The sequence below is a fragment of the Thiomicrorhabdus xiamenensis genome (assembly GCF_013282625.1).
Taxonomy (GTDB): domain Bacteria; phylum Pseudomonadota; class Gammaproteobacteria; order Thiomicrospirales; family Thiomicrospiraceae; genus Thiomicrorhabdus; species Thiomicrorhabdus xiamenensis.
Genome location: NZ_CP054020.1, coordinates 1,583,574 through 1,603,656, shown reverse-complemented (window position 1 = coordinate 1,603,656; position 20,083 = coordinate 1,583,574). Strand labels below are relative to the sequence as shown.

Genomic DNA, 20,083 nt, shown 5'->3' with positions numbered 1-20,083 from the left:
GAGGTTGTCGGAGATGGAGAATCTCGCCCGTTAGCGGCGAAAAAGAATTATTCTAATGAATTAGCGTTGCGCTGTACAAAATTTGTTTGCCGACGTTTAAATGGTAGGGAATGTGTATAAAGTACACTCGTCGTTGTTGTTTGCATTAAGTTACTGAAATTCAAGCCGATATAATTGTATATGCACCGGGCGGTTTGTCTCCCGGGATGTGTTTTTGAATTTATCGAGAGTCGGATATGTTTATTGTCTATAGCCCGGAAGGCCAGTCGTTAGCTTTAACCGTGCAGCAGCTTCCTGTTCTGAGGGTTGACCCTGCCACTCGGGTAAATAAAGTGGAGGATACCGGGTTAGAGCAGTTGAAACCGGACGAGGGGAAGCAGCAGTCGGTTCTGGCCGGTCAAAGCAAGGCGTTGAGAGCTTATCAGCAGAGCGCCAAGGAGCAGCCACAGAGACGGGTTGCGGTTCAGGTCGCCGAAATTATGTCCGAACCGCTGATTACCATCAACCAGGAGGCGACTCTGGCACAGGCATTCGATCGGATGACGCGCTTGAAAATCGACTATCTGCCGGTTGTAGACGAAACGACGCTTGTCGGTCTTCTTAGTCGGGAACGTTTGCTGCATAAAATATTGCTGGACGACAATGGCGAAATTGAGGTTGGCGGCGAGAAGCAGGTTTTCGATGTTATGCAGAAACAGGTGATTACCACTAGTCGGGATACCGATATCCGTCAGGTTGCTCAGGTATTCAGCGAATATCGTGTCGGTGCTCTGGTTATCATGAATTCCGTCGAGCAGCCTATCGGTATGGTGACGCGCGGCGACCTGATCAAGCGGCTTGCCAAGGAGCCGCCGATTGAAATCTATATCTGACCGATTACGCCCGATTTTATTCCGTCTTGTCTCTTTTTACGCACTGCTGAATAAGTCTGGTGCAAACGGTTTTATGTCTTGAGTTTGTGCAGTATTAACCCGACTTGAAGTGCGTTCGGGATTGAATCGCGGTTTATTCTTCGATCACCGAAGAAAACCGCCGGTTTCCTTTTCAAATCTGAGTATTATTCCTTTATAATAAGCGGCTAAGTTTTTTCAACGGTGTATAAGGCCATGTCCTTTTTAAAGCGTTATTTGATTGCCGGTCTTCTGGTGTGGCTCCCTCTTGGTGTGACCCTCGCCGTCATCAAGTTCCTGGTTGATCTGTTTGATCGCAGTCTGTTATTGCTGCCGTTGGAATACCGACCTGAAACCCTTTTGGGATTCAATATTCCGGGGTTGGGAATTCTTCTGTCCTTCCTGCTGATTTTGATTACCGGTGTTCTGGCCGCGAACCTTCTTGGCAGTAAATTGGTCGGCATTTGGGAATCGATTCTGTCGAGAATTCCGCTGGTTCGAAGCATTTACAAAGCGGTGAAACAGATTGCCGAGGCGGTTTTCGGCTCCGGCGAGCAGACATTCCAGAATGTCTTTCTGATTGAATACCCTCGTAAAGGGTTGTGGACGCTGGCTTTCCAAACCGGAAAAAATATGTCGGAGCCGCAGCGAAAAACCGGATTCGATGAAGTCGTCAATCTGTTTGTTCCGACGACGCCGAATCCGACCTCCGGCTTCTTTATCATGGCGGATCGCAAAGAGGTGGTTAAGTTGGATATTGAGGTCGATGATGCTTTGAAAATGGTGATTTCCGGAGGTGTTGTTGCGCCGGACTCACTGCCGCAGGCTGCGGAAGAATTGAGTAAAGCGGAAGCGGTTCGCGAGGAAAAGAATTCCGATAGATAGTATTACGGTTAATCGGGCGTTGAAATTGATATTGCCGCCCGTTTAACAGCTCCCTTCGCGGGGCAAGGTAAGATGGCTTACCGATAGATTTGAAATTTTTTAAAAGACTTTTAGCAAAAGGGTTAAATGAATATGCGTACGCATTATTGTGGACAAGTAACAGAAACTTTAATCGATCAGACGGTACAGGTTGCCGGTTGGGTACACCGTCGTCGCGATCACGGTGGCGTAATCTTTATCGATCTGCGTGACCGTGAAGGGCTTGTTCAAGTTGTTGTTAATCCTGATGCTGCTGAAAATTTCAGCAAAGCCGAAAAATTACGTGCCGAATGTGTTCTGAGCATTACCGGGAAAGTTATTCCTCGTACCGAGGGAACGATTAACCCGAATATGGCGACCGGTAAAATCGAAATCGTTGCCGAGAAACTTGATGTCTTGAGTATGGCGGAACCGATCCCGTTCCAATTGGACGAGAAGAATGTCGGTGAAGAGACGCGACTGAAATACCGTTATATCGATTTGCGACGCGATGAAATGCAGAACAACCTGAGATTGCGTTACGGGATTACGCGCGCTATGCGTCGTTACCTTGACGACAACGGTTTTATGGATATGGAAACGCCGATTCTGACCAAGTCGACGCCGGAAGGTGCGCGTGATTATCTGGTTCCAAGCCGTACCCATCCAAATAAATTCTTTGCCTTGCCGCAATCGCCACAGCTTTTCAAGCAGCTGCTGATGATGTCCGGTTTTGATCGCTATTATCAGATCACGCGCTGTTTCCGTGATGAAGATCTGCGTGCCGACCGTCAGCCGGAATTTACCCAGCTGGATATCGAAACCTCTTTCATGAGCGAAGAACAGGTTATGCAGACGATGGAAGGTCTGACAAAAACCATCTTCAAAGAAGCGATCGGCTATGAATTCGAAGGGGATTTCCCGCGCATGACTTATGCCGAAGCGATCGAGAAATACGGTATTGATCGCCCTGATCTGCGTATCGACATGCAGTTGGTGGACATTGCCGACCTTCTACAGGATATCGAATTCAAGGTTTTTGCCGGTCCGGCGAAAGACCCGAAAGGGCGTGTAGTCGCTCTGCGCGTTCCGGGAGCGGGTTCCATGTCGCGTAAAGAGATTGACGAATATACCAAATTTGTCGGTATTTACGGCGCCAAAGGTCTTGCCTATATTAAGGTCAACGATATGTCAGCCGGAATCGACGGTTTGCAGTCTCCGATCATTAAATTCTTCCCTGATCAGGTAATGCAGATCATGGAACGTGTTGGCGCTCAGGATGGCGATATCGTCTTCTTCGGTGCAGACAGTGCGAAAGTCGTTAACGATGCGATCGGTGCGCTGCGTGTTAAACTGGGTGAAGATCTGGGAATGCTGGAAGGGCGTTTCAAACCTGTTTGGGTTGTTGATTTCCCGATGTTTGAAGAAGACGAAGAGACAGCGCGTATGGTGGCGATTCACCATCCGTTTACCCAGCCGAAAGCGACAACCGAAGAAATTCTTAACCATGATGCGCCGCACCAGATGCTGTCACGCGCCTATGACCTGGTTATTAACGGTCTGGAAGTCGGTGGCGGTTCGGTCCGTATTCACGACAGCAAGATGCAGGCTGCGGTCTTCAAGTTGCTGGGAATCAGCGACGAAGAAGCACAAGATAAGTTCGGCTTCCTACTGGATGCTCTGAAGTACGGTTGTCCTCCGCATGCCGGTATGGCGTTCGGGTTGGATCGTCTGGTCATGATTCTGGGTGATATTCCTTCGATTCGCGATGTAATCGCTTTCCCGAAAACACAATCGGCGGCTTGTCCTCTGACCGAAGCACCGGGAATGGTTGATAATGCCCAGCTGCAAGAGTTGTTGTTGCGTTTCCGTAAGCCGGTACGATCTGCGGATAAATAGGAGTTTTGATGTCAGAGTCTCACGCCAAGCAGATTCCTGTTCAGCTTGAGTCGCGTATCCAGAAGCTTGCTTCGGACGCGCCGACTCAGCCGTGGTTGAACAAGCAGCAGAAGCAGGCACTTAAGGATGAGATCAAGCAACTTCTGAAACAGCATAATGCTCAGCTAGTGGCGCATTATTATGTCGATGATGAATTGCAGGCTCTGGCGGAAGAAACCGGCGGCGTTGTCGCGGACTCGCTTGAAATGGCCAATTTCGGTGCACAGTCCGCTGCCGACGTTCTCGTTGTCTGCGGCGTACGTTTTATGGGCGAAACTGCGAAAATGCTCAGCCCGGAAAAAACCGTTCTGATGCCGGATCTTGAAGCAACCTGTTCTCTTGATGTTGGTTGTCCCGCCAAAGAATTTGCCGAATTCTGTGCCCAGCATCCGGAGCATACGGTTGTGGTTTACGCCAACACCAGTGCCGAGGTTAAAGCAATTGCCGACTGGGTTGTGACCTCAGGGAATGCTTTGCAGATAGTGCGTCATCTCAAAGAGAAAGGTGAAAAAATTATCTGGGCACCGGATCGGCATCTTGGCAACTGGATCGAAAAAGAAACCGGAATCGAAATGATCCGTTGGCAGGGACACTGCATTGTGCACGATGAGTTCAAGAGTTTTGAACTGGATGAATTGTGCACAAAACATCCTCAAGCCAAGGTTCTGGTTCATCCGGAGTCGCCGGCATCGGTGGTCGATCAGGCTGATGTGGTCGGGTCTACCAAAGTTCTGCTCAACGCTGTGCAGACGATGCCGGATAAAGAGTTTATTGTTGCTACGGATTACAATATCTTCTACAAAATGCAGCAATTGGCTCCGGAAAAACAGTTGTATGTGGCGCCGACCGGCGGGCATGGCGCAACCTGCAAAAGCTGTGCGCACTGTCCGTGGATGGCGATGAACGGTTTGGAAAATCTGCGCGATTGTTTGCGTAATATGGCGCCGGAAATTGTGCTTGACGAAGAGGTACGTAAAAAGGCCTTGAACTCTGTGCAGAGGATGCTCGAATTTTCCCGTCAAGCGGGACTGGTTCAGACTAAATAGTCTTGCTCCGTTTAATCATTTATCTTTAATCTTCACTGGGTTAACGGCAGGAGAAGCTCTTGCAAAAAGCGAAAAAACGGATTTTAGGTGTTGACCCAGGTTCTCGCAAAACCGGATTCGGTGTTATCGAATCCGGTCGCTTTAATCCCAACTATATTGTCAGTGGAGTGATCCGGGTCGAAAAACTTTCCGGATCGCAACGTCTTAAAAATATCTTCGAATCAATCTGCCAAATCATCGACCAATATCAGCCGGATGTGGTTGTGGTAGAGAAAGTCTTTGTCTATAAAAATCCTAAATCGGCGATTACGCTGGGACAAGCTCGCGGGGTGATTTTATGTGCCGCTGCAATCAAAGATGTGCCGATTATGGAATATACCCCTACCCAAGTTAAGAATACGATTGTCGGTAAAGGGCATGCCGGAAAAACCCAAGTGCAATATATGGTGCAGAATCTTTTGAAGTTAACGGAGTGTCCGCAGGAAGATGCAGCGGACGCTTTAGCCTGTGCTTTGTGTCATGATCGTTATATGTCACTGGGATTGGATGCGGAAACCCTTTCTAAGGGTACAAAATTTTAATTTATCTTTTTGGAATCAATAGGATATGATCGGTTTTTTAAAAGGAATCTTGGTGAAGAAGCAGCCGCCTCTACTGTGGCTTGACGTTCGCGGCGTCGGTTATGAGGTGGAAGCGCCTATGTCGACTTTCTACCAGTTGCAAAGCGGTGATGAGGAATCCGAGGTGCTGTTGCTGACGCATATGCATGTACGTGAAGATCTGATCCAGCTGTACGGCTTTGCTTCGGAAGCGGAGCGAACTCTGTTCAAAACCTTATTGAAGGTTAACGGTGTCGGGGCCAAGATGGCTTTGGGGATTCTCTCTTCGATGTCGGTCAATGAATTCTGTCAGTCTGTCGAGCAGGGCGATGTTACCGCTTTGACAAGAATTCCCGGTGTCGGCAAGAAAACCGCCGAACGTCTGCAGATCGAGATCCGTGATCGTCTAAAACCTCTGGTCGAAGCTGGGCTGCTTAACTATGCGACGGAAGATTTCACGCTTCAGCCTTCAGGCGATATGGCTGGAGAAGCTAAAAATTCTCTTAACAATCTTAAGGGTGAAGTCATGGTTGTCAATAAGGCGGTTGAGGCATTATTGGCTTTAGGATACAAATCGACTCAGGCGGAAAAAATGGTCAAACAGGCGTACCAGGACGGAATGCTTCTTGAAGAAGTGATTAAGGCCGCGCTGCAAGGGGTGAAAATCTAAATGATTGAAACGGATCGTATTGTCGGTGCCCAAGAGACCGAGGACGACATTTACAATGTGCCGTCTGTTCGTCCGCAGCAGCTTTTCGAATATATCGGACAGGGCGCGGTTCGCGAGCAGTTAAGTCTGTCGATGCAGGCGGCTAAAATGCGTGCGGAACCGCTGGATCATGTTTTGTTGTACGGACCGCCAGGGCTGGGGAAAACGACCTTGTCGAATATTATCGCTCAAGAGATGGGCGTAACTTTGCGTCAAACCTCCGGGCCGGTGATTGAAAAGCCGGGTGATCTGGCGGCCATTCTGACGCGTCTTGAACCGCATGATGTACTTTTTGTTGATGAGATTCATAGACTTAGCCCGGTTGTTGAAGAAGTTCTCTATCCTGCAATGGAAGATTTTCAAATCGATATCGTTATCGGCGAAGGGCCGGCCGCACAGAGTGTCAAGATCGATTTGCCGCCGTTTACTCTGGTTGGCGCGACCACGCGGGCGGGACTTTTGACGTCGCCGTTGCGCGATCGTTTCGGCCTTGTACAGCGCCTGGAGTTTTATTCGCATGACGAGTTGTGTCAGATCGTCACCCGTTCGGCAAATATCCTTGGATTGGAAGCGCATTTGGAAGGGGCGATGGAAGTCGCCAGACGCGCTCGCGGAACGCCGCGAATCGCTAACCGACTTCTGCGTCGGGTGCGTGATTATGCTCAGGTTCGCGGGGACGGGATTATTACCCAGGAGATCGCCAATGCTGCGCTAAACCTGCTGGAAGTCGATCAACTTGGTCTGGATAAGATGGACCTGCGCTTTCTGGACGCATTGATTAATAAATTCGATGGTGGGCCGGTCGGTATCGACAGTTTGTCGGCAGCAATGGGTGAAGAAAGAGGTACCATCGAGGATGTGATTGAACCGTTTCTCGTTCAGCAAGGATTTGTCGTACGCACATCGCGCGGACGTCTGGCAACCAATCAAGCCTATCAGCATTTGGGTGTTGAAAAACCGCAAACGAATGGGTAAAGTGCAATGCGGTATTTTGAAATAAGTTGCAGCTAATATAAAGACTTATTGACTGTGTGGGTATTCAATGTGTTGTGCAGTCGGATATTAAACGCCAATAAAAGTAATACAATTTTCTTTTGACAGATATAGTTTAGAGTAGGGTTAACAAATATGGATAGCGGTATCTTAGATCTCATTTTAATGGCCAGCCCGGTCGTTCAAATCGTTATGTTAATTTTGGCCGTGATGTCTATTGCCGCTTGGACCGTTGCCATTGCAAAATCCTATCAGTTGAAAAAATCTGTGCAAACGGCACGCAACTTCGAAAATGATTTCTGGGAAGCTCAAGATCTAACCAATCTCTACTACAAAGTTGAAGCCACTCGTGATACTTCCGAGGGAATGGCGGTCATCTTTGCCGACGGCTTCAAGGAGTTTATGCGTCTGCAAAAACAAGGCGTGACCAACTCCAACGATTTACTGGCGGGTGCACAAAGAGCAATGAAGATCGCCTTCAGCCGTCAGGCGGACGAACTGGAACTGCGTTTGCCGTTATTGGCGACCGTCGGTTCCTCGGCACCTTATATCGGGCTGTTCGGAACCGTTTGGGGGGTTATGCACGCTTTCCAATCACTTGGCGATGTACAGAACGCGACACTGTCCACGGTTGCGCCGGGGATTTCGGAAGCTCTGATTGCAACGGCGATCGGTTTGTTTGCAGCCATTCCGGCGGTTATTGCCTATAACCGTTTGAGCACAAAAGTAGATCGTCTTTTGGGTGATTATGAAAACTTTGCCGAGGGGTTTATGAGTATCCTGCAGCGTCAGGCGCATCACCTGCAAGCCGGCACCAAAAAAGAAACGGAATCTCAGCCAAGCGTTCATAACGTGTCCGAAGCTTAAGAGGAATTTGCCATGTTCAGACAAGGTATGCGCAGTTCCAGACAAAAACGCCGCCTGATGGCGGAGATCAATGTCGTTCCCTATATCGACGTGACGCTTGTTCTGCTAATTATCTTTATGGTGACGGCGCCGATCGTGCAGCAGGCGGTCAGCGTCGATCTTCCGAAAACGCCGGAAGTCGAGAAACGAACCGTCGAGCAGCTTGAGGTTGCGCCTCCATTTGTCATTACCATTACCCGTGACGGTTTGTACCGCACGTCGGCTCAGCCGGATATTATCATCAGCGACCGTGAAGTTCAGACTCTGGTCGCAGAAGTTGTGGCACGTTCCCAAGTCAATCAGGAACAGCAGTTCTACATCCAAGGGGATAGCTCTGCGCCCTATGGTAAAGTGATTCAAATCTTTACGCTGTTGCAGGCCAACGGGGTCAATAATGTGTCGTTAATTACGCAACCTGAAATTCAGGAGCGCTAAGCGATGCTGGATTTTTTAAAGCAATATCCGAAATCCTTTGCTTTTGCGGTTTTGATGCATCTGGCCATTTTCACGCTGTTGGCGATCAAGTGGGAGTTGTTCAGTGACCCGGTCAAGATCGAGATCGGTTCGGATGCCGCTCAAGAACCTCAGGAGCCTCAGCCGAATCTTGTGCAGCCGATGCAAACCCGAACCGTCGATGCCAAACAGGTTCAGGAGCAGATTAAATTAATCGAACAGCAGCAACAGGCGCGTATTCAGGAGAAGGAGCGTCTGGCGCAGGAGGCGCAGCAGGAGAAACAGCGTTTAGAAGAAGCAAAACGTCAGGCTGCCGAAGAAAAGCGTAAGGCTGAGGAGGCTGAACGTCAGGCAGAAGCACAGCGTCTCAAAGCCGAAGAGGAAAAGCGCAAAGCCGCTGAAGCACAGAGACTTGCAGAGGAACAGAAGCAGAAAGAACTGCAGGCAAAACGTAAAGCGGAAGAAGAAAAACGCAAGGCCGACGAGGCCAAGCGGGTTGCCGAAGAACAGCGCAAGCAGGCGGAGCTGGAAAAACGTAAAGCTGAGGAAGAGCGTAAGCGTGCGGCCGAAGAAAAACGCAAAGCCGAAGAGGCGAAACGACTGGCCGAGGAAGCCCACCAGAAAGAACTGGAAGCCAAGCGTATAGCGGAAGAAGAAAAGCGCAAGGCCGAAGAAGAGCGCCAACGTGCTGAAGCGGAAAAACAGAAGCGTTTGGAAGCTCAGCATAAAGCGGAAGAGGCTGAGAAAAAACGTCTGGCAGAAGAGAAACGCAAACGAGAGCTGGAAGCGGAAATCAAGCGTAAAGAGCTTGAGCGTCAGCGTGCCGAACAGGCGGCTCGTGAAGCCGAATTGCAGCGTCAGCTGAAAGCCGAAGAGAGTGCGCGCCTGGAAGCAGAACGTAACAGACAGATCCAAAGCCTGAAAGTCCGCTATGTCACAGAAATCGCTGCCAAAGTAAAAAACAACTGGCGTACGCCGGCAAATGTATCGCCTGAGGCGCAGTGTGATTTGCATATTCTGCAGCGTCGCGATGGCTCGATTATCTCGGCCCGAGTCCTGAACTGTAATGCCCTGGCATCCAAACAGTTCCAGGATGCGGCAGTAAATGCGGTCTACCGCGCATCGCCTCTGCCGCAGGCTCCGGTACCGGAAGTGTATGAAAAAGAGATTCTGTTTACCTTTAAACCTTAAAATGTAGGAAATCAAAATGCATTATCGAAACTTGTGGGCGCTAAGTTTAAGTCTGATTTTGATGTTGTTTTCGGCGCAGTCGAAAGCCGCGTTGACGATCGAGATCAGTGAGGGGTTCGATAATGCGTTACCGATTGCCGTCGTGCCTTTTCAAAGTTCTGACCGCCGGGTTCAGGATCTGGCCCAGGTGGTTTCGGCCGACCTGAAACGCAGCGGTCGCTTTAAGCCGTTGTCCAGCGGACAGATGCCGGCGTTGCCAAGCGAACTGAACGAAATCGATTATGCCCAGTGGCGTCCGATGAATATCGACAATATGGTGATCGGTAAGGTGATTCGTCTGAGCAATGGTTTCTATCAGGTGGATATGCGTCTGGTCAATGTATTGCGCAAAGAACAGGTAATGGGCAAGCGCTGGAGCAATGTTCCGGAGGCGAGTCTGCGTCAGGTCGCGCACCAGATCAGTGATGCGGTCTATGAAGAACTTACCGGTATCCGCGGTGCTTTCAATACTCAAATCGCCTATGTGACTATGTTGCGTGGTGCCAAGCAACGTTTTTACACCTTGGAAGTGGCTGATGCCGACGGTTATAACCCACAACCGATTCTAAAATCGAGTAAACCGATTATGTCGCCAAGCTGGTCGCCGGACGGAAGTAAGTTGGCCTACGTCTCTTTCGAAGAAAACCGTTCACAGGTTTATGTACAGAGCCTGGATGGAACTTATCGTAAAAAGATCGCCGGTTATCGCGGGATCAACAGCTCGCCGGCCTGGTCGCCGGATGGAACGCAATTGGCACTGACTCTATCCAAAGGCGGTAATGCCGACATCTATATTATGGATGTCGCCAGCGGAGGTTTGAAACAGGTGACGCGCGATCGAGCGATCGAAACCGAGGCGACTTGGGCGCCGGATGGCAAATCGCTGTTTTTCAACTCCGATCGTCGCGGTCAACCGCAGGTTTTTCAGGTATTCCTGGATACGATGAATGTCCAGCGCATTACCTTTGAAGGAAAATACAACTCCAACCCTGAAGTCTCGCCGGACGGGCGCTATGTCGCTGTGGTTCACGGTGGTGGCGGTTACCATATCGGATTGCTTGATCAGCAAACCAAAAAGTTCGAGGTGATTACCGATACTTTCCTTGACGAGTCGCCAAGCTTTTCGCCGAATGGCGAAATGATCCTGTATGCAATGAACAAGGGCGGACGCGGTCAATTGGCTGTGGTCACGGTTGATGGTAAAACTTCACAGACCCTGCAGGTCAAAAATGCTGAAGTACGCGAGCCGGCGTGGGGGCCGTACCTTAATCGCTAGAACCGGGTGACAGGTGTTTGTAAACGAATTCTAGATCAGTAGCCCGTTTAAGACGGTGCATAAGGAGATAAAATGAAAACTTTTTCCAAAGTGCTACTTTTGGCACTGAGCGCATCTTTGGCGGCTTGTAGTACGCCGCCGCAAAAAGATGTCGACCAGGCTTTGGATGGTAACGATACCGCTCCGGGATTGGACGGTTTCCGACTCAAGAACGAAGACTTGAACTCGCCGCAAATTCAGGGGGTTGAAGTGATCAGTGCAGACGGTCAGTCGATGGGCAGTGTCGATCCGTTGGATGGCATGGACAACGTTGATCTATTGGATCCGAATCTTCCGACTTACGAGTTGGAAAACGCACTTTATGAACCGATTATCTATTTCGGTTTCGACCAGTACGATCTGGATCCAAAGTCGATGGAAACCGTTAATTATTATGCCGAAGTGCTTCTGGCCAATCCTGAGCGGCGCGCTATTTTGCGCGGTCATACCGATGAGCGCGGCTCGCCGGAGTACAATCTGGCACTGGGTGAAAAACGTGCCGCAGCGGTAAAAAAGGCGATGATCGTTTTAGGTATTGCTCCGGAACGTCTGGAAGCCGTCAGTATGGGTGAAGAGTATCCAGCTGACCTGGGAAGTAATGAAGCGGCCTGGGCAAAAAACCGTCGTGTGGAAATTGAATTGAAGTAAGCCTAATCGGTGCACTCATTGAACAGGGAAAGGAATGAATCCAAAAAATGTATCAGTTAAAAAGGCATGGCTTGCGGCATCGCTCTCTTTGCTGTTTGTAGCGTCTACTGCTCAGGCTCAGAGTATCGAGCAGCGCCTTGAACGCCTTGAACGTATGGCCAGTAATCCGGTCATGTTGGAGATGACCCGTAAGATCAATGATCAGGAGCGGGAAATTCAGGGACTTCAGGATCAATTAGATCGTATTCAGCGCGATATGCCGCAGTCTGCGGCGGTGAGCGCTCATACCAGTACGCCGCAGAACGCCGAGTTGCAGAAAACACTCGCTGATCTGCAAACGCGGCTCAATGAAATGAACGATAAACTCACGGTGCAGGGTGCGCGAATCATCGTTCTTGAGGATGAGTTGCGTGCGCTTAAGGCTGTGCCTGCTCAGCCCCAGACAACTCAGACGCAGGGCCAGCCGAAAGTTCAAACACCGCCAGCGGCAACTGAAACAGCACAACCAGTTCAGAATGAAGAGGCGGCAGAACCTGCTTCCGTACTGCCGATCAAGACCCGTCCGGCAACCACAGCAGAGAAAAAGGCTTATCAGGATGCTTTCGGTCTGATGCGTAGTTCCGATTACGATGGTTCAATCAAGGCGTTTTCAGGGTTTATCGAAAATTCCGCTGAAAGTGATCTGGCTGCCAATGCCTACTACTGGATGGGCGAGGGGTACTTTATCAAGGGCCAGTTTGCTAAGGCATATGAGGCTTTTCAGGCGGTCTATCTGCGTTATCCGGATTCCGTGAAAACCTCTGATTCCATGCTCCGTTCGGCGGACGCTCTGGAAAAGCTTGAGCGTCTTGATGAGGCCAAACAGGTTTATCAGGAGGTAGTGAATCTCTTCCCTGAAAGCCGTGCGGCGAATAACGCTCAGAAACGTCTGGAAAAAATGTAAAAGTCGATTTTTTCGGCTGATACCCGACCCGCTATGAATCTTTGGTTCATCGCGGGTTTTTTTGTTTTCGCCCGTTATAATAGCCGGCAAGAAACTGAAATTTCCGAATGAATAAGCGAGTAGAGAATGCAAGAGAGCAAAAAAGCCGTCATTTTACTTTCCGGCGGACTGGATTCGGCCACCGTTCTGGCGATTGCCAAAGATCGCGGTTTTGAGTGCCATACAATGAGCTTTGACTACGGGCAGCGCCACAGAGCTGAACTGCATGCGGCCGAGCGTCTGGCTCAAAGCATGGGCGCTCGGACGCATCGTGTGATGAATGTCGATATGCGTCAGATTGGTGGATCGGCCTTAACCGATGATTCGATGGCGGTTCCGGTGGGCGGGGTGGAAAAGGATACCATTCCGGTAACCTACGTTCCGGCACGAAATACGGTGTTCTTATCTTATGCGCTGGCATTGGCGGAGGTAATTGGTGCCGATGATATTTTCATCGGCGTCAATGCCGTCGACTACTCCGGTTATCCCGATTGTCGCCCGGAATTTATCGAAGCCTATGAGAAAATGGCCAATCTGGCAACCAAGGCCGGAGTAGAAGGGCACCACTTAAGCGTTCAGACGCCGTTGATTGATTTATCCAAAGCCGAAATCATCCAGACCGGCCATCAACTTGGGGTTGATTATGCGTTGACCGTTTCCTGCTATCAGGCCGATGATCAGGGGCGCGCATGTGGTGTCTGCGATTCTTGCCGTTTAAGAAAGCAAGGGTTTAAAGAAGCGGGAGTCGAGGATCCAACCTTATACCAAAATGGTGCATAAGCCTGTATGTCATGCAAAAGAAATGGAATTAACCGCTAAACGTTTGATTTTACAGAAGCATTTATTTGAGGCTTAAGGAGCAAGGCGAAAACCGGCGTTTAAATTGAAAAAAAGTTGTAAAAAAATGCGTAAAAGGACTTGCGCGTAAGCTTCAGGCTTGTATAATACGCCGCATTCCGAACGGGTCGTTAGCTCAGTTGGTAGAGCAGTTGACTTTTAATCAATTGGTCGCGCGTTCGAGCCGCGCACGACCCACCACGGAATAAACGATTGGTTTTAATCATTAAACCGATTGTAAAACTTACAATATGGGTCGTTAGCTCAGTTGGTAGAGCAGTTGACTTTTAATCAATTGGTCGCGCGTTCGAGCCGCGCACGACCCACCATATTTTGAAACCCCGTCAAATTTCTGATTTGGCGGGGTTTTTTATTTCCCGGTTAGTAACAGCGTTGAAAGCACTCTCACCCTTACACGCAACTTAAGTTTGTCTATCTCTCTTGTATCGGTTATTTGAGCGTTATTGTATTTTTACCCTATTCATCTCACGGATTATTTTATACTCTCTATTAACGAGAATTAATGATTCATGAGCCTTTCATGTATATTCTGTAGTGGAATTTGTTTGAAATCGAGTCGACCAAAGTGTTCTCGAACAAGAGGATTCGCTATGCCGCAACGGCTTTTACAAAGAACGCTGATTATTGTTTTTTGCTTGTTGGGATGGAATGCTTCTGCCGCGGAAGTCCGTATCGGGGTACTCGCTTTACGCGGTGAAGAAAAAGCCATGGTCGATTGGCAGCCGCTTGCCGAAAAACTCAATCAGCAGATTCCCGAACATCACTTCTCTATTCTTCCATTGGATTTTAAACAAACCCGTTTACTGGTTCGACAGCACCGGGTGGATTTTATTATTGCCAATCCCGCCTTTTATGTTGAATTAGAGAAGAACGACGGCATTACTCCCGTTGCGACCATGCGAACCAAAGGCGTAAGCGGTAGCGAGTTAAAACGTTACGGCGGTGTAATTTTTACGCGAGCCGATAGAGAGGATATACAAACACTCAGAGATCTTAAAGGACGGACTTTGGCGGCGGTGGACTCGGCGTCGTTCGGTGGCTGGCAGATCGGTTGGCGCGAGTTAAAGCATCACGCCATCGATATTGATCGCGATCTGGAGCGTGTTGAATTTATCGGTACTCACGATGCAGTGGTTTATGCGGTTGCCGAAGGTGCCGCCGATGTCGGGATCGTTCGAACCGGAACCTTGGAGAAAATGGCCGCAGAGGGAGGGATTTCTCTGAATGACTTTGTTGTTCTGGCACCAAGGCATCCCGCCGGCTTTCCTTATATGCTCAGTACAGACCTCTATCCCGAATGGCCGATTGCCAAGGTTTCCGGAGTCAGCGAAGCTTTAGCGATTAAAGTCGCCGTCGCTTTAATGCAGATTTCGTCGCAGGACCCTTCTTTTCAAAGTTCCAATCTGGCAGGCTGGACCTTGCCGTTGAATTATCAGAGTGTACACGATGCGCTGAAAGAGTTGGAGGTCGGTCCTTACGCCTATTTGCGTGAGGTAAGCTGGCAACAGGTTCTGGAACACTATTGGTATTGGCTGGTCATCGTTACTCTGTTGATGGTTTTGCTGCTGTCTCTGGCTTTTTATGTATTGAGCATGAATCAGCGTCTCAAGAAACATCATGCAGAGTTGCGCAATTTGAATGCCGGTTTGGAGAATCGGGTTGCAGAGCGTACCGAGGAGATTGAAGGGTTGATGTTGCACGAGAGGCTGCTGCGTGGTGTGGTGGAGACGGTTGCCGACGTCAATCAGATTATTATTACCTCCGATGCGGAGCAGCAGATGCTCAAAGCAGCCTGTGATCGATTGATCGTTCATCCTGACTACCGTTTCGCCTGGGTCGGCAAATTAGAAGGTATTCCGGATGAGTTTCCTGTCGAAATCCAGGACGCACTGCCGCAGAGGCTACAGATAGTCGGTAGATCTTTCGGTTCGGCCGAACAGATGCGAGCGCTGCTCGATACAGATGAAGACAGTCTGGCGTTACGCAGTATCTCTGCAAATCAAAGTCTTCAGGAGCAATTGCCGTCCGTTCTTTTGGGATGTCGCAGTGTGGTCGCTCTGCCTCTTCGGCAGGATGCATTTAATCTGCCGTTCGGCGTTCTTGTGGTTTTCAGCGAGCGTGAAGAAGGGTTTGATTATGAAGAGATGCGTATGCTGGAGCAGTTGGCGGGGGATTTGGGTTTTGCCGTGCATGCTTTTGAGCAGCGAAACGAGCGTATCCGTTTGCAGCAGGATCGCATCAGTAATTACGAAGAAACCATTCTTTCAATGGTTGATTTGATTGAGCAGCGCGACTCTTATACAGCCGGTCATACTCAACGCGTCGCGGAGTATTCGGCCTTGATCGCCCGCCAGATGGAATTGCCGGAAGAGAGTGTTGAACGACTGTATCGGGCAGCGGTTTTACATGATATCGGGAAGATCGTTATTCCGGATTCGGTACTGCTCAAACCGGGGAAACTGACTCCACTGGAGTATAAGTTGATTCAGCAGCACGTTACCGCAGGTTATCAGACACTTTCCAAAATTAAAATGTATCAGGATCTGGCGGAAATTATGCGTCATCACCATGAATGGATTGATGGCAGTGGTTATCCGCAAGGTCTTAAGGGCGAGCAAATTCCCCTGGAAGGGCGCATTATGGCGGTTGCCGATTCATTCGATGCCATGACTTCCTATCGAATCTATAAGCCGCGGAAATCAGTGGAAACCGCTTTGCAGGAGCTGAATGAACTGGCAGGTCGACAGTACGACGAGCAGGTGGTTGCTGCTGCGCAAGTCGTGCTGCGGAACGTGATTGTCGAGGAAGATGCCAAGCAGTTGCCGCAAACGGAAATCGAACAGCAACGCTTCGCTTACTTCTTCAATGATCAGTTGACCGGGGTTTATAACGAAAATTATCTCGAGTTTATGCTGATTAACGGCCTGGATTTCCAGTTCAAACATGCCAAATTGGTCTGTCTGCACGGCTTTGCCGAACTGAATCAGCATGCCGGCTGGCTTAAGGGAAACGAAGTGCTGAAATCGGTTGCAGAGTATTTGATGGGGCTGGAAGAAGAGGCGATTGTATTCCGCGTTATGGGAGACGATTTCGTGATTCTCAGTCCTGCCGATCTGCATTTAGATACTGAGGAACTGGTGGAGAATACAGCCATGAAAACAGTCGCTGTTTCGGTAGACTTTACCAGTCTCAATGTGCAGAAAGCAGAAGGCCTCGAGCAGCTTAAAAAATTGGCCGGCCTGGAGTAAGCGTCTACATCAGGCCGTTGTAAATAGGGCTTTGTATGCTTATTCCGGCGTATTAAAGGCACGATCGCCGGCATCGCCTAATCCCGGAAAGATAAATTTATTTTCGTCCAGACATTCGTCTATCTGTGCAATATAGATATCCAGCTCTGGATGGCGTTCTCGAACACGTTGGATGCCTTCCGGGGCGCCGATAATATTCAAAGAGATTATTCTTCGCGGACTCCGTTCACGGATGACGGCGACGGCATCGTTCAATGATCCGCCAGTGGCAACCATCGGATCCAGAAGAATCACGGTTTTGTCGCTACAGTCTGGGATTCTGTCGTAATAAAATTTGGCTTCATGGGTCACTTCATCTCGACGCATCGCCATAAAGCCGTTTGGCGCGTGCGGTAACAGGGAGTAAAGACCATCGAGCATTGGAAGCCCGGCGCGCATAATCGGAATCAGGACAATATCCTGCTGATTGATTCGCGGGTATTCGGATTCTCCGCGCCAGGTTTGGGTTTGTTTCGGTTGTAAATCGATTTCTTCCAAAGCCCGGTAAATCAGGATCCGACTCAGTTCTTCGATAATCTCTTTAAATGCGGAAGCTTCCGTTCGAGTCGAACGCAGTCGATTGACCAGATCTTTGGCAAGAGGGTGAGTGAGTTCAACAAGCATGGCGTTACTCATAGTGAAAAGTGAATATTAGACCCGTATTCTAGCAAATACTTGGTGCATGAATAGTCTTGCAGAAAGGAATGCGTTTGTGGAGTGTCAGGGCATTATTCAGCCGGATGGACAAACTTATCGTGTTGAAATTTGCGATTTGGCGTTTTAGTGGATTGCTTACTTAGTGTAAGAAAGAATGCAGCTGCCTGTACGGCAGCTGATGAGCAACCTTGTTTACAGGGCATTACGGGCGATTTCTCGCAGTTTCGGAACCTCAAGGTTGGCGTGGTCGGCAAAAGTCAAAGCACGTTTCAATCGTGCAGGAGCCGAGCGTCCCATACAACCGTGTTGCGGGTCACCGTCAAATGCTTCCAGCATTCCCGTAATCAATCGTTCGGCATCGTGAGTCTGTCCGCTCAGATAGGATTGGATCTCCAAAACATCGTGCGCGACAGCCTGCATCACGTCGGCATGCTCATTTTTAAGCTGTTCGACATTTCCGCCGACTTCCAGCCCTGCGATATTGGTCGTCAGGATATAAAGGTTTTTGCGTACCAGTTCATACAGCAGTTCCTCTTCACTGTCGACGATGTAAGCTGGCAGATCGACTTTGGCTAGGGCATCGAAGACCAGTTTGGCTCTCTCGCCGAAAATAGGTGAAGGCAGTACCACTTTCGAATCCATTCCCTTTTTCTTTTCGAACCAGACGGAAATCACTGTTGGCATCGGTAAATCGGCGGCTTTCCAGTCGCGCGGAAGAAGCTCGTTTTGCAGCAGAATCAGTTTATTTTTCCAGCTGTCGGGAATTTCCGAAAGGACCTGATGAATGTCGGCTTCACCGACTGAAATTAACACGGCTTCCGGGTTTGGTATATCATTCGCTAGCTGGGTCATGTTTTGATCACGATTGACACCTTGAACCGGGTAACCAAGACGGAGAAATCCACGAGCGAAGACGCTGCCCAGTTCGCCTAGCCCAACGACAACAATAGGGTTTTTCATACTGCTTCCTATAACCTTTTATTTGAGAAAATATTTTGGTGCAAGCATGCACTAAAACAGTTAATTAGAGTAAGTAATCTGTTTCTTTTTCGAGTAAAATGAGCGCAACATACGCTTGGCCACTTACGGCTGAATTTGATTTAGCAAGGATATTAGCAATGAATCAACAAAAAGCAAAGTTTACTTGGCACTACTACATGATGGCGCTCGGAGCCCTCTTGGCAATGCTGGCGGCAACACTGGGCGCGGTTGGCGGGGTGGTCTCCGGCCTTGCGATTGCGGTAATCAGTCACCCGAGACTTCAGTTTCAAGGGCTGGGACGCTTTGTCTTCTATGTCCTGTTTTTGGTTATCTACGTCTTCGCATTCCCCGATCCAGAGGTGGTTCGGGAAATGATGGCGCAATCGAAATAAGTGGGTTCTCGAAGCTTTCTTAGCCACTTTTATCGTTTTTGGAACATTATTTGGTAGGGGACTCTCGAAACCGGCCGTTTTAACATACCAGGCCGGGCATTTATGCAGGAATCTTGCCTGCATACCTTATTGAAATTAATCAGACGGGGCTTGCTGACAGGCGCCGAAAATGACTGGGCTCTTCAGAGTCTCTAAATGGTGGAGTTGAATGGTCGAAAAAAGTAAACAGAGCCTTATGTCGACTGGACAGACAGAATTTTTTCGCGAAGTTTTGGAAGGGCTGACGACAGCGGTAATCTGGGTTAACGAAAGCGAAGAGATCGCCTTTATGAATGTTGCCGCCGGGGAAATTTTTCAACTCAGTCCGAACCGGGTACTCGGCACCAAATGGCAGATGCTGATGCCAGATTTAATCGATTCTCTGAGTCTGGCGAACGAGAAAAAAATCACCATTCACGAATATGTCGTAGAACAGAGCGACCTGTTTAAGGTCCGTGTCAGTTGTACCATTTCGCCTTACGAACTGGGCGACGAAAAAGGCTGGCTGTTTGAACTTTACAATACCGAACGTCACCATCGAATCGTAGAAGAAGACGAACGTTGGCACCAATACGAAGCGGGTAACTTGCTGATCAGAACGCTGGCGCACGAAGTGAAAAATCCACTGGCCGGTATTCTTGGCGCAACTCAGCTTTTGCAGCGACGCTATGAGCCGGAAGATAAAGCGAATGACTTTCTGGAAATTATTTCCCGTGAAGTGCAGCGCCTTAAAAATCTTGTTGATCGGATGCTGGGGCCAAAACAGTCGGCGCATAAAGAAGCACATAATATCCACGAGATTATCCGCTATGTACTACAGATTATCGAAGGGGAAAAGCCGGCCAATGTTTACATCAAACTGGACTATGATCCGTCGATTCCCGAAGTAACCGTTGATTTTGAAGCGATGGTGCAGGCCCTGCTGAATTTGATCAAGAACGCGATGCAGGCAATGGAACAGTTCGGCGGGCTTTTGACGATCAAGACACGGGTTGAGCACAAGTTTACCCTTGGAACCCAGACTTATCCGCTGGTCGCCATGATCAGCATTAGCGATGAAGGCGAAGGAATTCCGCCGGAAGTGTTTGATTCGATCTTTTATCCGATGGTCAGTTCGAAAAAAGAGGGATCGGGTCTGGGATTGCCGGTCGCACAGAATGTCCTGCGACAGCATGAAGGCCTGATCGTAGCGGAAAGCGAACCGGGTAAAACCACATTTAATGTTTATCTTCCACTGAAGCAGAAGGAACGCTAGAA

At 49.2% G+C, this 20,083-nt stretch carries 19 protein-coding genes and 2 tRNA genes; 19 read left to right on the top strand and 2 right to left on the bottom strand.

All coding sequences use genetic code 11. The annotated features are described in order from the left end of the window. The first annotated feature begins 236 nt into the window (after positions 1-236). The 17 genes from HQN79_RS07455 to HQN79_RS07375 all read left to right on the top strand — a co-directional run bounded on the left by HQN79_RS07455 (position 237) and on the right by HQN79_RS07375 (position 16,718). Complete coding sequence (locus HQN79_RS07455) at positions 237-872, top strand: CBS domain-containing protein (RefSeq protein WP_173285308.1); 636 nt, start codon at positions 237-239, stop codon at positions 870-872. A gap of 234 nt (positions 873-1,106) precedes the next feature. Continuing rightward, entirely contained in the window at positions 1,107-1,775 is a 669-nt protein-coding gene (locus tag HQN79_RS07450) for a DUF502 domain-containing protein (RefSeq protein ID WP_173285307.1), read from the top strand. 132 nt (positions 1,776-1,907) lie between these two features. Beyond that, on the top strand, positions 1,908-3,692 hold the full coding sequence (gene aspS / locus HQN79_RS07445) for an aspartate--tRNA ligase (RefSeq protein ID WP_173285306.1): 1,785 nt from the start codon (positions 1,908-1,910) through the stop codon (positions 3,690-3,692). An 8-nt stretch (positions 3,693-3,700) separates the two neighbouring features. Then, positions 3,701-4,777, top strand: a complete 1,077-nt coding sequence (nadA, locus tag HQN79_RS07440; RefSeq protein ID WP_173285305.1) for a quinolinate synthase NadA — start codon at positions 3,701-3,703, stop codon at positions 4,775-4,777. 59 nt (positions 4,778-4,836) lie between these two features. Beyond that, positions 4,837-5,358 (top strand): crossover junction endodeoxyribonuclease RuvC, encoded by a 522-nt coding sequence (gene ruvC / locus HQN79_RS07435; protein ID WP_173285304.1) that lies wholly within the window; start codon positions 4,837-4,839, stop codon positions 5,356-5,358. 25 nt (positions 5,359-5,383) lie between these two features. After that, complete coding sequence (gene ruvA / locus HQN79_RS07430; RefSeq protein ID WP_173285303.1) at positions 5,384-6,046, top strand: Holliday junction branch migration protein RuvA; 663 nt, start codon at positions 5,384-5,386, stop codon at positions 6,044-6,046. After that, positions 6,047-7,060, top strand: a complete 1,014-nt coding sequence (gene ruvB, locus HQN79_RS07425) for a Holliday junction branch migration DNA helicase RuvB (protein ID WP_173285302.1) — start codon at positions 6,047-6,049, stop codon at positions 7,058-7,060. A gap of 153 nt (positions 7,061-7,213) precedes the next feature. Further along, positions 7,214-7,945, top strand: a complete 732-nt coding sequence (gene tolQ, locus HQN79_RS07420; protein WP_173285301.1) for a protein TolQ — start codon at positions 7,214-7,216, stop codon at positions 7,943-7,945. 12 nt (positions 7,946-7,957) lie between these two features. Continuing rightward, positions 7,958-8,419: an ExbD/TolR family protein gene (locus tag HQN79_RS07415; RefSeq protein WP_238843335.1), complete on the top strand. Its 462-nt coding sequence runs from the start codon at positions 7,958-7,960 to the stop codon at positions 8,417-8,419. 3 nt (positions 8,420-8,422) lie between these two features. Further along, positions 8,423-9,628, top strand: a complete 1,206-nt coding sequence (tolA, locus tag HQN79_RS07410; protein ID WP_173285300.1) for a cell envelope integrity protein TolA — start codon at positions 8,423-8,425, stop codon at positions 9,626-9,628. A gap of 16 nt (positions 9,629-9,644) precedes the next feature. Further along, on the top strand, positions 9,645-10,943 hold the full coding sequence (tolB, locus tag HQN79_RS07405; protein WP_173285299.1) for a Tol-Pal system beta propeller repeat protein TolB: 1,299 nt from the start codon (positions 9,645-9,647) through the stop codon (positions 10,941-10,943). Between the two features lie 72 nt (positions 10,944-11,015). Further along, on the top strand, positions 11,016-11,630 hold the full coding sequence (locus tag HQN79_RS07400; RefSeq protein WP_173285298.1) for an OmpA family protein: 615 nt from the start codon (positions 11,016-11,018) through the stop codon (positions 11,628-11,630). A gap of 34 nt (positions 11,631-11,664) precedes the next feature. Continuing rightward, positions 11,665-12,573 carry a tol-pal system protein YbgF gene (ybgF, locus tag HQN79_RS07395; RefSeq protein ID WP_173285297.1) on the top strand — a complete coding sequence of 303 codons (909 nt, stop codon included), beginning with the start codon at positions 11,665-11,667 and terminating at the stop codon, positions 12,571-12,573. Between the two features lie 126 nt (positions 12,574-12,699). Further along, complete coding sequence (queC, locus tag HQN79_RS07390) at positions 12,700-13,392, top strand: 7-cyano-7-deazaguanine synthase QueC (protein WP_173285296.1); 693 nt, start codon at positions 12,700-12,702, stop codon at positions 13,390-13,392. 182 nt (positions 13,393-13,574) lie between these two features. Continuing rightward, positions 13,575-13,650 (top strand) — tRNA-Lys (locus HQN79_RS07385). A gap of 52 nt (positions 13,651-13,702) precedes the next feature. Beyond that, a tRNA-Lys gene (locus HQN79_RS07380) sits at positions 13,703-13,778 on the top strand. Positions 13,779-14,060: 282 nt separating this feature from the next. After that, the gene (locus tag HQN79_RS07375; RefSeq protein ID WP_173285295.1) at positions 14,061-16,718 is read left to right on the top strand and encodes an HD domain-containing phosphohydrolase; all 2,658 of its coding nucleotides are present in this window, start codon (positions 14,061-14,063) and stop codon (positions 16,716-16,718) included. A gap of 39 nt (positions 16,719-16,757) precedes the next feature. Here HQN79_RS07375 and upp read toward each other — a convergent pair whose 3' ends face one another. Both upp and HQN79_RS07365 read right to left on the bottom strand, forming a co-directional pair. Further along, a complete protein-coding gene (gene upp, locus HQN79_RS07370) occupies positions 16,758-17,381 on the bottom strand; it encodes a uracil phosphoribosyltransferase (RefSeq protein ID WP_173285294.1) in 624 nt (207 codons plus the stop codon). A gap of 225 nt (positions 17,382-17,606) precedes the next feature. Beyond that, on the bottom strand, positions 17,607-18,374 hold the full coding sequence (locus HQN79_RS07365) for a hypothetical protein (protein WP_173285293.1): 768 nt from the start codon (positions 18,372-18,374) through the stop codon (positions 17,607-17,609). Positions 18,375-18,532: 158 nt separating this feature from the next. On the opposite strand from HQN79_RS07365, the gene HQN79_RS07360 reads away from it, so the two are divergent. After that, complete coding sequence (locus HQN79_RS07360) at positions 18,533-18,787, top strand: hypothetical protein (RefSeq protein WP_173285292.1); 255 nt, start codon at positions 18,533-18,535, stop codon at positions 18,785-18,787. Positions 18,788-18,995: 208 nt separating this feature from the next. Further along, positions 18,996-20,081, top strand: coding sequence for a nitrogen regulation protein NR(II) (glnL, locus tag HQN79_RS07355; protein ID WP_238843334.1), 1,086 nt, complete (start codon positions 18,996-18,998; stop codon positions 20,079-20,081). The last annotated feature ends 2 nt before the right edge of the window (positions 20,082-20,083 follow it).